We start from the raw sequence: 16,065 nt of genomic DNA, 5'->3' as shown, positions 1-16,065 counted from the left end.
ATAAAATGAAAAAAAGAAAATATCCTATACTTTTTGCATTCTTAGGACTCTGTTTGTATTCCTGTGATAACCTTGAGGGGTTAAACGATGATACCAAAGCGTATGTTACCCCTGTACCCGAAGCTCTTATGTCTTCGGCTCAAGAACAGTATGCTATCTTTTTAAATAATTCATCAGTAAATAGAAACAACTTTAGATTGTATGTGCAACAATGGTCAGAGGTTGCTTATCCGGATGAGTCCAGATATGACATGGATTCCCGTCTGTTAGGAAACTCAAATTGGGTATTGTTGTACAGAGATGTATTAAAAGACCTGATCGATGCACAGAATAAAATAACAGCTGCTCCCGCAACGGGCGCTCAGGCTATAGTTGTAAAACAAAATAAATTAGCGATTATTGAGATTCAGATTGTACAAGTCTACCAAACGCTGGTGGATCTGTATGGTAATATACCTTATTCTGAAGCCATAAAAACAGGAGTTTTACAGCCAAAATACGATGATGGATTAACAATTTATAAAGATTTGGCAAGCCGTTTAACTTTGGCAATAAGTAAATTAGATCTCACACAGGCTAGTTTTGGTAAAGCTGATTTGGTTTATGGTGGGAATGTGGCAAGGTGGAAAAAATACGCAAATTCTATTCAAATCAGATTAGGGATGCAATTGTCAGATGTAGATCCGGTTCTTGCTAAGACCTTGGTTGAAACGGCCTATACTTCAGGTGCTATGACAAGTAACAGTGATAATGCTATTTTCCAGTACACCTCGGTTAAACCGCACTTCAATCCAAATTATGAGAGTTTCAAAAGCAGGGCAGACTATTCGATATCAAGTTTGTTTACAACTGCTTTAAATGATCTTACAGATCCGAGAAGAGATTTCTACTTTGACCCCGCTTCTAAAAAGGGAGGTGTATATGTTGGGGCACCATATGGTTTTAAAGCGGATGTTCAAACCGTATCCATATTCAATAAAGCCCTGAAAGAAATCAATTTCAAAGGAGATCTTTTTGACTATGCCGAAACTTCTTTTTTACTGGCTGATGCTGCAAACAGGGGCTGGGCAGTTGGAAGCCCTGCAAGCACGCATTACACCAATGGTATTACTGCAAGTATGAAATATTGGGGTGTTGCAGATGCAGATATAACAGCTTACCTGGCACAGCCTAATGTTGCTTTTGCAACTGCAACAGGTAGTAATGCCAAAGAAAGAATTGCATACCAAATGTGGATTGCCTACTACAACAGGGGATTTGAAGCCTGGACGGCATACAGAAGACTTGATTTTCCTAAACTTGTTGCACCATCTACAGCAGTACCGGCTGCCGAGGGTAAGGTTCCCGTGAGAATGGTATACTCGCATTTAGCCCCTTCTACAAACGGAGCCAATTATGCAGCAGCTTCAAGTGCAATTGGAGGAGATAAAATGACAACTAAATTATTCTGGGACAAATACTAGGATTCAACTAAATTCTGATTAAACCCGGACTACAATAAAAACCTTTATTCATTTTAACTATTTTGAATTAGTAAGCTTTTAGAAAAAAAAAATAAAGGTAAACCGTTTAAATTAATTTTTAAACGGTTTTTTTAGGAATAAAAAAAGCCGGTGATCCTAAGATTACCAGCTTTTTTATAACTAACACACAATATTTATTGTTTTACAAACTTGTCTATTATAGCATCACTTTCTGCTTTTGTAGCAGTTGGTTTTAAATCAAACAGTAAAGAATAAAGCGCTTTTCTGTCTACTTTAGCCTCTAAGTTTAAGTCTTTATGTCTGTCAAAAAGAGTTTGCCATTTATCGCGAACATTTTTCCAGATAGCATTGTTTGCTGCCCACCATTTTTGACCAGCGATACATTTGATATCCGGAACCTTAGTATAAACATCGAATCCTTTTTCCTGAGCCAATACATAATCTTTTCCGGAATCATCTCTTACTACTTTATCGTTGTCTTGTTCATGGTTCCAACCTGTAGCAGTGATTTCATGAATGTTTCTTCTTTTTAAAACATTGTAATCGTTACGTTTTGTTTGCTCTCTTCTTGGTAATGGTGCATCAGCCACATTTGCCCAGTAGTCTTTTCCGTCTACATGTACCCAAGTAGAAGAACCTTCATATCTTGGACTGTCGTCTACCTGATATACCTTTTGAGTCCACTGTCCTTTTACGGCTTTTTTGTCTAATTTTTTATATTTCCAAGAGCTGCTTTTGTCGAAAGAATAAAGATCTGTGTTTTCATACAACCAATCTTGTCTCCAGTGTTTGATGATCATGTCGTCACTTACAATTAACAAGTGCTGCATTACAACCTTATTTGGAGTATCTTCTAAAAGTTCTACCCATTCTAATGCCGATTCGTGTTTGGTTTGAGAAGGTTTATAAGTAAGAGTATCCTTCGCATATTGAAAAGTTTCAGCAAAATTAAATTTTACTTCATAACATCCACACATTGATTTTATTGACTTTAGGTCCTGTTGTTTTTTTGCATCCTGACTGAAACCAAGGCTGCAAGTCAAAGCCATAACGGCTGAAAAATAGAGGCTTTTTGTAATCATAACTTCAATTATTTTATTTTAAATTTTTCGCAAATATATGGTTTTTATTTAGAATAGATAAAAATAATTATATATTTGCATCGACTTATTAAGATTCAATAAAAATAATGAAAAGAAAAATTATCCTTTTTGCAGCCGTTGCATTTGTCCTAAATCTTTCAGCGCAGGAGAAGCAAAAAGATACAATTAATTCGAAGGAAGAATTGTCTGAAATAGTAATTACAGGTACAAGAACAGAAAGAGTCCTTTCGTCATTACCGTTGCCAATGACTGTTATTACATCTGAAGCAATTCTAAAAACAGGTGTTACAAGATTAAATGAAATTTTAAATGAGCAAACAGGAGTTATATTGATTCCGGATGAAAGTGGTTTCGAAGGGATTCAGATGCAGGGATTGGATGCAGCCTACACTATGATTTTAATTGATGGTGTGCCACTTGTGGGTAGGTCTTCAGGAGTTTTGGACTTATCAAGAGTTTCTGTTGGAAATATAGATAGAATAGAAATTGTAAAGGGAGCGTCATCTGCTTTATATGGTTCAGAGGCAATGGGTGGAGTGATTAATGTAATCACAAAAAAACCAAAAAAAGATACGTTTTCAGGAGCTCTTTCTTATCGATATGCAACGTTTAATACCAATAATGCTAATGCTAATTTGCTTTGGAAGAAGAAGAAGTTTGCAGCTAATTTATTTGCCGATTTTTATTCGACTGCTGGCTATGATTTAGATAAAAATAGCCCTTTGAAAAATGTTGAGAGCTTTTATAATTATACCATTCAGCCAAAATTGTATTATGACTTTTCGGATAATCTAAAATTGACAGTAAGCAATCGTTTCTATAATCAGAAGATGGATAATCCGGCTATAATTGATGCTAAGAGTTATAAAGGAGAGGCAAAAGAAAACGAGTGGAATTCACAAATTAAATTAGAGCAGAAATGGAATTCTAAGCTGTACACAGAGTATGAATTATATGCGACAAATTATAAAAATGATTCCTATTTAAACGATGAGAATAATGTAGCTTTTGATAAAGCTTATTATAATCAGTGGCTTTTTCGACCGGAAGTGAGAACTACACTGACAATAAATAAGGATAAGTTGACAGCGGGAGTAGGGGTGAATTACGAGAGTTTGGACAGAACCTATTTTGATAAAAATGTAAAATTTAATTCTCAATATGTTTTTGTGCAATACGATTATAATCCAGCGGACAGATGGAATATTCTTGCCGGATTCAGATATGATAATCATAGTGAATATGCATCACAATTAAGCCCGAAACTGGCGGTAAATTATAAAGTAAATGACAATTTATCTTTAAAAGGTTCTGTAGGTTACGGTTATAAAGCACCGGACTTTCGCCAATTGTTTTTCGATTTTACAAATCCGGCGGCAGGATACAGTGTTTTGGGGTACAATGTGGCTGAAGATCGCCTGAACCAATTCGAGAGTGAAGGTCAGATTGCAAGCAGAGTGCAGGGAATAAGTTTTGATAAACCATTAAATGCGGAGAGTGCTGTAAATTTCAATTTTGGTACTTTTTATAAAAAGAATAAACTTCGATTAGATGTTAATGCTTTTTATAATTCGATTGAAAATCTGATTGACACGAGAGTGGTAGCTACTAAGAAATCGGGCGGAAATATTTTTAGTTATTTTAATACAAGTAAAGTTTTTACCTATGGTTTGGAGTTTAATTCAACCTATAGTTTTACAAAAGAATTTGCCGTATCAGTAGGATATCAGTATCTAACGGCTAAAGATGAAGCGGTACTTGATAATTTCGAACAATATCAATACATAAGGAATTCGAAGCTAGAAACAATTCAACTTAATAAATCAGATTATTTCGGATTGTTTAACAGATCAAAACATACCGCTAATATCAAATTTGCCTACAGTATCCCGGTAATAAAAACAGATGTTAATTTGCGAGTTTTTTACCGAAGTAAATATGGATTGTTTGATACTAATGGAAATGCGATTTTGGACAAATACGATAAGTTTATCAGCGATTATTTTATAGCCAATTTAACGGCATCAAAAAACATTACAGATCAGTTATTCTTTCAGTTGGGGGCTAATAATTTACTTGATTATAAGGACCCAAGTGAAATTCCTAATCTTGCAGGTAGACAGCTTTTTGCACGAATTCAATATAATTTTTAATTAACAAATATTTAAACACTTTTACAATGAAAACAAATTTTTTAAAACTTTCGCTTTTAGCAGTAGCTATTTTTATGACATCTTGCAGTAGTGATGATGATAAGAAAGAGGATACAACCCCTCCAGCAGTTGTAACTCAAAAAGTTTCTGATATTTATGCGCCACAATCAGGTGGGATGGGACAACCAACAACTGGTGATTTTACAAAATTCAGTTTTTCTGAAAATAAAGTAGTAACAAGTGATAAGTGGGATATTGCTTTTCGTGGAACTGCCATTATTGTAAATGGTGGAACTGTAATTAGCGCTACAGCTGGGGAACCAAACAGAACAGGAAGTGGTGCGGTAAGTATTGTTTCGGGAACATTTGCTAGTGTGAATGCAATTCCTGCAGCAGCTACTTTTACTCAAGACGCAACTGCTGCCAGTGCGTTTCCAACTTCAGGAGTAAATGCATGGTATGATTATAATGGAGGAAATCACCTTATTACTGCTAAAGCAGGAAAAGTATTTGTTGTAAAAACACATGATGGAAAATACGCTAAATTTGAAATCTTAAGCTATTACAAAGGTGCGCCGGTAACACCAGACCCAGCAACAGCAACAGCTAGATATTATACTTTCAATTTTGCTTATCAAGCTAATAGCACAACGACTTTCTAAGAAAAAGATTAGTAACCTCGGATAAATTATTATTCGAGGTATTTTTTAACTTGTATTTTATTTAAACATGCAAAAAATTACTCTAAGTATTTTATTATTATTTAGCATTTTTTCTTTTGGACAGACAGCTTCTGTTACCGTAACCCAATTAAAGGTTAGGAACATAGAGGCTACGACAGTAAATTTCGGAACTAATGTAGAAACTGTAAATGTTTCTATTACAGCGAATGTAAGTTCAAGTTACTATGTTGGCAAAGGAACTATAATGGTACAATTAAAAAGAAATTCATCAAAATCGACTGCTCCTGTACTTCCTACAAACGGAGCGGATACAAATTTTGTTTTACCAAATGGATATAGTAACACCAAGACTTTTACGATTACTTTAAGCAGATTTGATTTTGATAATTCTGGCGGTATTGTGTATGTAGAGTACAGACCTGGTAATTCTAGTTTATTAAGTTTTAAAAGTAGTAATATAAATGTTACGAAACTTGCTGAGCCAATTACTAATAATACCATTTCAGGAAATCAAACAATTAATGAAGGAATAACACCAAACATTATAAGTGGGTCTTTGCCAGCAGGCGGAGATGGAACTTATACTTATGAGTGGCAGAAAAAGAATGGGAATGATTGGATTACTATTTTAGGGACTAATAGTGTTAGTTATTCACCTGAGAATAGTTTTAATTTAGAAACAAACTCATACCGAAGAATTATTAAGTCTGGAGGTGTAACTGCTAATGTAAGTAATGAAGTTACTATAACAGTAGTTCGTGCCCCAGTCTTAGAAAATAATACAATTATTTTAAATGGTTCAACAATTTATGGTAGTTTGCCAACAGGGGGGACGAATCGTTATCAATATTCTTGGGTTTTATGGGGAGGTGAAGAGCCATATACTTTTCCACAGACGGGACAAAATTTTGAACTGACTAAAGATATATATGACTATTTAAATTTGTATCCTAATCTTTTTATAAATAGAATAGTCACCTCAGGTAGGCAAACAATTACAAGTACCCGAGTTAAAATATTACCTCTTGCATCCTTAGAAAATAATACAATTTCAATTAGTGGTTCTACTATAACTGGTAGTCAGCCGACAGGAGGGAATAATTCATATCAATATTCTTGGGTGTTAATGGGCGGTGAGGAACCATTTACTTTTGCAGATACAGGAAAAGATTTTGAGATTAGTGTTGACACTTATAATTATTTAAATTCATATCCTAATTTATTTATATATAGAACTGTAACATCGGGTAATAAAACTTCCGGTAGTAATTCGATTGTCATTTCTCCAGCTAAAGAAATCGGAAATAATATAATTACTTTATCAGGAAATACTATTGAGGGATCATTGCCAACTGGTGGTACTGGAGGTTTTAAATATGAACATTATATTTATCATGAATTACCTGATGGAGAGGTTGTTGATGGGGTAACGGTAGTTGGACGCAATCAGAGTTATCAGGGAGTTATTCAAGGTTATTTGACGACTAAATTCTATAGAAAAGTTTACTCAGGTAATAAAATTTCTACAAGTAATACGATTACAATTTTACCTAAAGGAAGTTCTGCAAAAACAGCTATTGCAAGTGAAAAATCAGTTCCAACTGATGTAACCGTTTACCCAAACCCAACAACACAATCTGTAAACTTTACAACCAATTTCTCTGCCAACAAAGAAATTGAAATTACCATTTTTTCAGAAGGGTTAAGAGAAACTAAATCTATTTTTAGAGGTACAGTAACTCCAAATCAGGTAGTGAATTGGAATTTCCCTGCTAATTATCCAAAAGGGCTTTATTTCTATAAGATAATGGCAGATAATAAAGAAGTGAAATCCGGTAAGATTTCGTTTCAATAGGTTTTGTTTTTGATAATTTAAATTGTTTGACAAGATGAAAACACTAAAAATACTAAGAATAATTTTTACACTAATTCTAGGCGGAATAATGATTTTAGGAGGATTCAATAAGTTTGAATCTCCTAGTCCTGCTCCGACAGAAATGGTGGAAACCATAAAAAAAGGAGAAGAAGTAGCACCAAATACCGAAGTTCTGAAAATTCAAAATTATATTTTCGGGATGCAACAGACCAATTATTTTTGGCAGTTTTTGGGATTTGTCGAACTTTTAGCGGGTGTGTTGCTGATCAGTCAGCTGTTCTCGCTAATGGGAGCTATTATTGCCTTACCTGTTACGATTAACATTTTTCTGTTCCATTTGTTCTTAGAACCCAATGAGGTTGGAGAATTGGTTCAGATGTCCGGATTATTGCTTATCAACTTGGCTATAATTGGTTTTAGTTTTAAACTCTGGAAACCAATGTTGTACAATAAAACGGCTTTAAAATTTAGTTAATCATTAGCTTTGTTTTTTTTATTTTTTTTTGAGAGAGGTTGGATTTATCCGGCCTCTTTTTTTGTTTTTATTTTAATCGTTAAAAAGAATTATAAATTAACGTTTAATCCTATCTTTGCAGCTGTTTTTTTAAGCGGAATTAATAGGAATTTTAAAGGCGGAAGTTTTTAGAAAACCAATCTTCAAATTTATAAGTACTAAGTGAATACAAAATCTTATTTCTTTCAGTCTTTTGCCATTGTAGCATTAGCATTCATAGCATTCATTGGATTTAAACAAATCTTACCGGATAAAATTTTTTCCGACAGTAAGATCGATTCCAAAAACATATTGATTGACAGTCTTCTTTTAGAGTCGGTGGCAAATGATTCGTTGTCTGCAGACGAAGACAGTATTTCTGAAGAAGAAAAAAGAGATGCAGGAGAAAATATCGTTTTTGATGAATCGGAAGGCATTGAATTTCCTTCAGAAACTTTTGAGGATTATAAAGGATTTCAATACCTGATTTCTTTTTACGAGAAATTATACCAGTTAGAGAAAAATCCACAAGCCAAAGTACGAATTGCATATTATGGCGATTCTATGACCGATGGTGATTTAATTGTACAAGACGTGCGAATGAAGTATCAGGAGCGCTTTGGAGGAACCGGAGTTGGTTTTGTTTCGATAATTTCAGAATCATCAGCATCGAGAGGTTCTGTAAAAACACTGTTTTCTAAAAACTGGAAAACACAATCCTACTTAAATGTAAAAAGACCCACAAGTCCTTTTGGAGTCAATGGGCACGTATTCTTTGCCAATGACAGAGCCAATACAACCTGGGTGCAATACGAGGCAGGATTAAATAAATTTTCTACCACCTTAGACAATCCAACTTTGTTTTATGGAAGAGGATCCAAAAAAGGAAATGTGAATTTCATTATCGGTAAAGATACCTTACGAAAAAGCCTTGTTCCGAATAATCTGGTAAATACTTTAAAAGTGACTTCAGGAAGTATAAAATCATTTAAAGCCAACTTTATAAAGGCGGATTCTATCCCTGTGTATGGTTTTAATTTTGATAATGGTAGCGGAGTTCACGTGGATAATTTTTCACAGAGAGGAAATTCAGGATTGCCGATTTCAACGTTTAATGCAGGCGTAATGCAAGCATTCAACAACAATCTAAAATACGATTTGATTGTTTTACATTACGGTACGAACGTCTTGAACTACGGAACCAAAAATTATTCGTGGTACCAAAGAGGAATGACAAAAACCATCAATAAAATAAAAGAATCTTTCCCGGGAGTTTCTATTCTGATTGTTTCAACAGCAGATAAATCGACTAAATACGATCTTGAAATGAAGACCGATTCAGCTGTAGTTCCGTTAATGAGAGCGCAAAAAAGATACGCTTTGGATACAGAATCTGGATTTGTCAATTTGTATACTTTGATGGGAGGAGATGGATCGATGGTAAAATGGGTTGACGAATCGCCGGCAAGAGCCAATAAAGATTACACCCACTTTAATCAGCGTGGTGCAAAAGCAATCGGTAATTTATTATACAGTCAGTTAAATAAAGGATACGAAGAGTATAAAATTCTGCGTGAAAAACGAGAAAGAGGCGAGGGATCAAGACCCGTCAGAAAAACGAAGACAGATTCCGTATCTGTCAAAAAAGATAGTATAAATGAATAGACTTATTATTTTCTTTTGTTGTTTCTTTTTTTCTACGAATGAAAAACCTCAAAAGACAGCACCACTTCCAATAACAAAAAGTATGACTCATAAAGTGGATACAACAGCGATTGATTCTTTTTCTGATGATCGGATTTATAATGCGAAAGAGTTAGAGAGCGTTTTCCAAAAATTAAAGGATAACGAGAGTCAAAAGAATAAGAAGATTAATATTGTACATATCGGAGATTCTCACATTCAGAGCGATCTTATGACCAATGAAATCAGAAAGAGGCTTCAACAGGAATTTGGTAATGGAGGTCGTGGTTTTGTTTTCCCATATCAGTTGGCCAAAACAAATGGTTCTTATAACGAACGTTTCAAGTCAAGCAAAGGCTGGGAAAGTTATCGAAACATTCATCCCGTGAGAAACAATCCCGTTGGTTTAAGTGGTATTGCACTTTGGAGGGATAACGGAGCTTTTGTAGTAGAGCTAAATGTGAAGGATGCGGCTTATAAATTCAATTCAATTCGAATCATAACCCCAAAAAATCAAGATATGTTTGATTTGGCGGTTTCGTCTAAAATCAATACAATCCAGACGAGTGAGCCAAAAGTCATCACACATAAAATAAAAAAAGGAGAAGCACTTTCTACCATCGCAGACAAGTATAATGTTTCGGTCTCAGAACTAAAAAGAGACAATCATTTAAAGTCAAATGCAATTCGTGCCGGCAGAACGCTGAAAATTTCAACAAACGAAAAAAGAACAAGATCCGTTTCCGTATCAGAATTTGTTCCCTTACAGTTGCAATCCGATTCGTTTTCACATTATTATAATTCGGATAAAGCACTGGATAAAATTTTTCTGATTCCAAATAAAAGTGCTTCAAAATACGAGCTTAGCGGACTTGTTTTGGAAAAAGACGCTCCGGGATTATTGTACAGCAGCATTGGAGTAAATGGAGCCAAGTTTTCAGATTACAATAAATATCCCTTGTTTTTTGAGCAATTAAAAGCGCTTCATCCCGACATGCTGGTTTTTTCATTAGGAACAAACGAAAGCTATGATAAAATGGACGCCGTGGCTTACATACAACAGTTGCGTGAGTTTATTAGGAATGTGAAAGCACAAGGCATTAATGTTCCTATTATTGTCGCAACACCCCCTCCGTCTTTACTTAAAGCCAGAAGACCTAATACTTTTGTTGCCGATTATACCCGACATATCATTGAAGTTTCTAAAACAGATGATTTTGCAGTTTGGGATTTATACGATGAATTTGGAGGTATAAATGGAGTTCGAAGATTAAGGACAGAAGGATTAATAGGGCCGGATTGGGTTCATTACTCTAAAAAAGGATACGAAAAACAAGGAAAATTGTTTGCCGAGGCATTTTTAAAAGCATACGATAATTTTAAATTAAAAAAATAAGTTGATAACAGTTAATAGCATAAATGATTGGTTTGTTCATAATTTTGGTGAAATAACCATCGAACAGGTTAAAGGTTGGTTTATATACAATCCAGAAGAAAAGTTACTGTTTAATACCGGTTTGTTTCTCGGATTGTTTTTGGTTTTTTATTTCGTTTACGCCTTTTTGCGTAAAACATTCTATTTGCGATTGACCTACGTGATATTGTTTTCGCTTTTCTTTTATTACAAGTCAAGCGGGATTTACTTTTTATTGTTACTGCTTTCTTCCGTAGTCGACTATGGTCTGAGTCAGATTATTTACAGACAAAAGAAAGACACAATCAAGAAAATTTACCTGGTGATAAGTGTTATTTTGAACTTGGGATTGCTGGGCTATTTTAAATACATGAACTTTATGATTGTGACTTACAATGATATGTTCAATGGTCATTTCCAACTTCACGATGTTTTCCTTCCGGTGGGGATTTCGTTTTATACTTTTCAGTCGATGAGTTATATCATTGAGATTTATCGAGAAGAAATCAAACCAACAAAAAATTACATCGAATATTTGTTTTTCGTTTCCTTCTTTCCACAATTAGTGGCAGGGCCAATTGTACGTGCCAAAGATTTTCTTCCTCAGATTTATCAAAAGCTGAATCTGACCAAAGAAGATGTAAACAATGCGTTGTTCCTTATTATTGGAGGATTAATTAAGAAAACCGTTATTTCCAATTACATCTCGGTAAACTTCGTCGATCGTGTTTTCGATACGCCGATGACCTATACATCATTTGAGAATTTGATGGCCTCCTATGGTTATGCGATTCAGATTTACTGTGACTTTTCAGGATATTCAGATATGGCAATTGGTATTGCTTTATTGTTAGGATTTAAGTTGCCGGCCAACTTTAGAACGCCGTACAAGTCAACCTCAATTACCGATTTCTGGAGGAGATGGCACATTTCGTTATCGACTTGGTTAAAAGACTTTTTGTATATCTCTATTGGAGGAAACCGCGAAGGATCTTTCGCAGGATATTTGTTCCCGAGTTTATTTTTCTTCGGATTGTTATTATGGGGAATTACAAACATCAATGTGAGTATAATTCCGTTAGTTATTGCGATTAGTTCAATTGTTGTTTTTGCGCTTACCTTTTTACTTTCAAACAAAAAAAGTCAAACTGCAGTAACCAATTTTAACTTGTTTACGACGATGCTTTTGGGTGGATTGTGGCACGGAGCAGGAGCACAGTTTATTATCTGGGGAGCTTTACACGGTTTAGCATTAGCGGTACATAAAATCTTTCTGGAATTTTTCCCGGCCAAAAAAGAAAGTAAAAGACCCGCTATTTGGACTTTTATTTCAATAGTTATAACCTTTCATTTCGTAGTCTTCTGTTGGATCTTTTTCCGCGCCAGAGACTTTGATACGGCTTTACAGGTAATCAATAATATCGGTCAATTAACTTTCGAACCGGAACAATGGAAAGCAATAGTTTTAGGATATAAAAATGTATTCCTTTTAATGCTTTTCGGTTACGTTTGGCATTTCTTACCGGAGTTATTCACCACAAAATTAAAATGGACTTTTGACAGAACACCATTGCTTTTAAAAGCAGTAGTCTTAGGTTTTGTATACTGGATCGTTTACGCAACCGCAGTTGCAGGTTCACAACCTTTTATTTACTTCCAGTTTTAAGAGGATAGGTTTTTGAGCTACAAAGGTTCTGAGCTACAAAGGCACAAAGTTTATTCTTTGCGCCTTTTTTTTATAATGTGAAAGAAAATAGTCTCAGTTCGCAGTTTCAGTTTACAGTTTACAGTTGAGTTGTCGACTTGTTTTTAGCTTGATTTTTTTCACGCAGATCTGGCAGATTTAGCAGATTTTTTTTGTTTGGGGATGAAATACAAAATGGTTTTTGTTAGAGACTAAGTAAATCAGCCCAATCTGCAAAATCTGCGTGCTAAAGAAGAACCTTTGCGTCCTTTTTTGTATAAAGTTTGAAAAAAAAACAGTTTCAGTTTCAATTTACAGTTTCAGTTTACAGTGTCGGGTTTCAGTTAACAGTTGAAGAATAAATTTATTTCTGATTTGATTTTTTTCACGCAGATCTGGCAGATTTAGCAGATTTTTTTGTGTGGGATGAAATACAAAATGGTTTTTGTTAGATACAAGTAAAATCAGCCCAATCTGCAAAATCTGCGTGCTAAAGAAAAACCTATATGTCTTATTCTATATAAAGAAAAAAACAGTCTCAGTTTACGGTATTGGTTTTCAGTTTTCAGTTTAAAGTTGAAGAATAAACTCAATTTTGATTTGATTTTTTTTCGCGCAGATTTAGCAGATTTTTTTTGTGTGGGATGAAAGACAAAATGGTTTTATCAGAGATAAGTAAAATCAGCCCAATCTGTAAAATCTGCGTGCTAAAGAAAAAACTTTGCGTCTTCGCGCCTTTGCGAGCAAAAACAACAAGGCTTCCTTGTCTTCAAGTTTTTCACACAAAGTTCGCAAGACCTTTTTACAAAAAAGAGAGTAAAACTTCGCGTCTTCGCGCCTTCGCGTGCAAAAAAAAAGCCCCTTACGATCAAATTCCCCACAAATACAAGAGCCAAAAAGCAATTTAAACCTGAGTAACAGTCACAGTTTACATTCCCGGTTTCAACCTGAAACTTGAAACCTGAAACAAAAACTCCCCACCAACTTTGACACTAAATAAAAATTGCCTAAAATATCTAATTAGATTATCTTTGCAGCTCAAATAAAGAAAATAGTATGTTTGATAATTTAAGTGATAAGTTAGATAAAGCGTTCCATATATTAAAAGGACACGGGAAAATTACAGAAGTAAACGTTGCCGATACCTTGAAAGAAGTTCGTCGTGCCTTGTTAGATGCCGATGTTAACTTTAAAATTGCTAAAGATTTTACCACCAAAGTAAAAGAAAAAGCAATAGGTCAGGACGTTTTAACAACACTTCAGCCAGGTCAGTTATTAGTAAAGTTAGTAAAAGACGAACTAACTGAATTAATGGGTGGAGATGTTGCAGGAATTAATCTTTCCGGTACTCCGAGCATTATTTTAATGTCAGGATTGCAAGGATCAGGTAAAACAACTTTCTCTGGAAAATTAGCCAACTTTCTAAAAACAAAGAAAAATAAAAAACCACTTTTAGTAGCGTGTGATATCTACCGTCCTGCGGCGATTAACCAGTTACATGTAGTAGGAGATCAAATAGGGGTTGAGGTATACTCAGAACCGGAAAATAAAAATCCTGTAGAGATTGCGCAAAATGCAATCAAACATGCAAAAGCAAACGGTTTCAACGTTGTGATTGTCGATACAGCCGGACGTTTGGCAGTGGATCAGGAAATGATGGATGAAATTGCACGTGTTCACAAAGCAATTCAACCACAGGAGACTTTGTTCGTTGTAGATGCTATGACAGGACAAGATGCTGTAAACACCGCAAAAGCGTTCAACGATATCTTAAACTTTGATGGAGTTATCTTAACGAAATTAGACGGTGATACTCGTGGAGGAGCTGCAATCTCAATTAAATCGGTTGTAAACAAACCAATCAAATTTGTAGGTACTGGCGAGAAGATGGAAGCAATTGATGTTTTCTATCCGGATCGTATGGCTGAGCGTATCTTAGGTATGGGAGACGTTGTGTCTCTTGTAGAAAGAGCGCAAGAGCAATTTGATGAAGAAGAAGCAAGAAAACTTCAAAAGAAAATCGCTAAAAATGAATTTGGTTTTGACGATTTCCTGACGCAGATTCAACAAGTGAAAAAAATGGGTAATATGAAAGACCTGGTTGGAATGATTCCGGGAGCTTCAAAAGCCATGAAAGATGTTGAAATTGAAGATGATGCTTTCAAACATATCGAAGCCATCATCCACTCGATGACGCCAATCGAAAGAAGTAAACCTTCCCTAATCGACGTGAAAAGAAAAGCCAGAATTGCTAAAGGTTCCGGAACGAAAGTCGAGCAGGTAAATCAGTTGATGAAGCAGTTTGACCAAATGAGTAAGATGATGAAAATGATGCAAGGTCCGGGCGGAAAAAATCTGATGAAAATGATGGGAGGCATGAAAGGAATGCCAGGTGGAATGCCGAGATAAAAATAAAAAAAGTTTCAAGTTTTAGGTTTCAAGTTTTGAGACCGGAATTTGGAACTTTTTTGCTATAATAATTAGAAGTTTCACTTTGAAACTTGAAACATTAAACTTGAAACAAAAACAATGCAACTACTAGACGGTAAAAAAACAGCTGAAGACATTAAAAACGAAATCGCAGCCGAAGTTCAATCAATAAAAGATGCTGGAGGAAAAGTACCTCATTTAGCAGCCGTTATTGTAGGGACAGACGGAGCAAGCTTAACTTACGTGGGAAGTAAAGTAAGATCTTGCCAGCAAATTGGCTTTGATTCTACTTTGGTAAGTTTACCTGAAGATATTACTGAGGAAGCGTTGTTGGCAAAAATCAAAGAATTAAACGAAGATGATGCGCTTGACGGATATATCGTTCAATTGCCTTTGCCAAAACATATTGACGAGCAAAAAATCTTAATGGCGATTGATCCTATTAAGGACGTAGATGGTTTTCACCCAACCAATTTTGGAAAAATGGCTTTAGAAATGGATACTTTCATTCCGGCAACGCCATTTGGAATTATGCAATTATTAGAGCGTTATAAAATTGATACTGCCGGTAAGCATACCGTTGTAATTGGAAGAAGCCATATCGTAGGACGTCCAATGAGTATCTTGATGAGCCGTAAAGGAAATCCGGGAGATTCAACGGTAACGTTAACCCACAGTAGAACTAAAAATATAGAAGAATTCACCAGAAATGCAGATATTATTATCACTGCTTTAGGAGTTCCAAATTACCTGAAAGCAGATATGGTAAAAGATGGCGTGGTAGTGATTGACGTTGGAATTACAAGAGTAGACGATGCTTCACATCCAAAAGGATACATCATCACCGGTGATGTTGATTTTGACGGAGTAAGTAAAAAAGCGTCTTATATTACACCTGTTCCGGGCGGAGTAGGACCAATGACCATTGCAATGTTACTTCAAAATACGCTTTTAGCACGTAAAATGAGAAACGCAAAATAAGAGTAAAAAAGACTTAGATGTCAATAAAGAAAGTCCATCCATTGTGATGGACTTTTTCTTTTATCGACTAGTCTTGGTCTC

The 16,065-nt window shown here is 35.2% G+C and carries 11 protein-coding genes; 10 read left to right on the top strand and 1 reads right to left on the bottom strand.

The features are described 5' to 3' along the window. Positions 1-5 precede the first annotated feature (5 nt). Positions 6-1,463 carry a SusD/RagB family nutrient-binding outer membrane lipoprotein gene (locus AB674_RS04180; RefSeq protein WP_047774142.1) on the top strand — a complete coding sequence of 486 codons (1,458 nt, stop codon included), beginning with the start codon at positions 6-8 and terminating at the stop codon, positions 1,461-1,463. Between the two features lie 194 nt (positions 1,464-1,657). On the opposite strand, the gene AB674_RS04175 is transcribed toward AB674_RS04180, so the two are convergent. Next, the gene (locus AB674_RS04175; protein ID WP_047774141.1) at positions 1,658-2,566 is read right to left on the bottom strand and encodes a DUF6607 family protein; all 909 of its coding nucleotides are present in this window, start codon (positions 2,564-2,566) and stop codon (positions 1,658-1,660) included. 107 nt (positions 2,567-2,673) lie between these two features. On the opposite strand from AB674_RS04175, the gene AB674_RS04170 reads away from it, so the two are divergent. The 9 genes from AB674_RS04170 to AB674_RS04125 all read left to right on the top strand — a co-directional run bounded on the left by AB674_RS04170 (position 2,674) and on the right by AB674_RS04125 (position 15,984). Further along, a complete protein-coding gene (locus AB674_RS04170; protein WP_047774139.1) occupies positions 2,674-4,740 on the top strand; it encodes a TonB-dependent receptor plug domain-containing protein in 2,067 nt (688 codons plus the stop codon). A 26-nt stretch (positions 4,741-4,766) separates the two neighbouring features. Then, entirely contained in the window at positions 4,767-5,402 is a 636-nt protein-coding gene (locus AB674_RS04165; protein ID WP_047774138.1) for an HmuY family protein, read from the top strand. A 67-nt stretch (positions 5,403-5,469) separates the two neighbouring features. Then, positions 5,470-7,278: a T9SS type A sorting domain-containing protein gene (locus AB674_RS04160; RefSeq protein ID WP_047774136.1), complete on the top strand. Its 1,809-nt coding sequence runs from the start codon at positions 5,470-5,472 to the stop codon at positions 7,276-7,278. 34 nt (positions 7,279-7,312) lie between these two features. After that, positions 7,313-7,774 (top strand): DoxX family membrane protein, encoded by a 462-nt coding sequence (locus AB674_RS04155; RefSeq protein WP_047774134.1) that lies wholly within the window; start codon positions 7,313-7,315, stop codon positions 7,772-7,774. Between the two features lie 201 nt (positions 7,775-7,975). Continuing rightward, positions 7,976-9,457 carry an SGNH/GDSL hydrolase family protein gene (locus AB674_RS04150; RefSeq protein WP_047774133.1) on the top strand — a complete coding sequence of 494 codons (1,482 nt, stop codon included), beginning with the start codon at positions 7,976-7,978 and terminating at the stop codon, positions 9,455-9,457. Then, positions 9,450-10,871, top strand: coding sequence for a GDSL-type esterase/lipase family protein (locus AB674_RS04145; protein WP_047774131.1), 1,422 nt, complete (start codon positions 9,450-9,452; stop codon positions 10,869-10,871). The genes AB674_RS04150 and AB674_RS04145 overlap by 8 nt, the downstream gene beginning before the upstream one ends. Before the next feature lies 1 nt (position 10,872). Then, the gene (locus tag AB674_RS04140; RefSeq protein WP_047774129.1) at positions 10,873-12,555 is read left to right on the top strand and encodes an MBOAT family O-acyltransferase; all 1,683 of its coding nucleotides are present in this window, start codon (positions 10,873-10,875) and stop codon (positions 12,553-12,555) included. A gap of 1,074 nt (positions 12,556-13,629) precedes the next feature. After that, a complete protein-coding gene (gene ffh / locus AB674_RS04130) occupies positions 13,630-14,982 on the top strand; it encodes a signal recognition particle protein (protein ID WP_047774126.1) in 1,353 nt (450 codons plus the stop codon). 120 nt (positions 14,983-15,102) lie between these two features. Further along, positions 15,103-15,984 carry a bifunctional 5,10-methylenetetrahydrofolate dehydrogenase/5,10-methenyltetrahydrofolate cyclohydrolase gene (locus AB674_RS04125; protein WP_047774125.1) on the top strand — a complete coding sequence of 294 codons (882 nt, stop codon included), beginning with the start codon at positions 15,103-15,105 and terminating at the stop codon, positions 15,982-15,984. Positions 15,985-16,065: the final 81 nt, after the last annotated feature.

Origin of the sequence: Flavobacterium sp. ABG, from assembly GCF_001027725.1 — a bacterium.
GTDB lineage: Bacteria > Bacteroidota > Bacteroidia > Flavobacteriales > Flavobacteriaceae > Flavobacterium > Flavobacterium cupriresistens.
The sequence above is the reverse complement of the archived record's forward strand: the minus strand, read 5'-3'. Positions and strand labels throughout refer to the sequence as shown.

Bases quoted from the DNA above. Each gene is read 5' to 3' on its own strand.
- AB674_RS04180 (WP_047774142.1), top strand. From the start codon at position 6: ATGAAAAAAAGAAAATATCCTATACTTTTTGCATTCTTAGGACTCTGT.
- AB674_RS04175 (WP_047774141.1), bottom strand. From the start codon at position 2,566: ATGATTACAAAAAGCCTCTATTTTTCAGCCGTTATGGCTTTGACTTGC.
- AB674_RS04170 (WP_047774139.1), top strand. From the start codon at position 2,674: ATGAAAAGAAAAATTATCCTTTTTGCAGCCGTTGCATTTGTCCTAAAT.
- AB674_RS04165 (WP_047774138.1), top strand. From the start codon at position 4,767: ATGAAAACAAATTTTTTAAAACTTTCGCTTTTAGCAGTAGCTATTTTT.
- AB674_RS04160 (WP_047774136.1), top strand. From the start codon at position 5,470: ATGCAAAAAATTACTCTAAGTATTTTATTATTATTTAGCATTTTTTCT.
- AB674_RS04155 (WP_047774134.1), top strand. From the start codon at position 7,313: ATGAAAACACTAAAAATACTAAGAATAATTTTTACACTAATTCTAGGC.
- AB674_RS04145 (WP_047774131.1), top strand. From the start codon at position 9,450: ATGAATAGACTTATTATTTTCTTTTGTTGTTTCTTTTTTTCTACGAAT.
- ffh (WP_047774126.1), top strand. From the start codon at position 13,630: ATGTTTGATAATTTAAGTGATAAGTTAGATAAAGCGTTCCATATATTA.
- AB674_RS04125 (WP_047774125.1), top strand. From the start codon at position 15,103: ATGCAACTACTAGACGGTAAAAAAACAGCTGAAGACATTAAAAACGAA.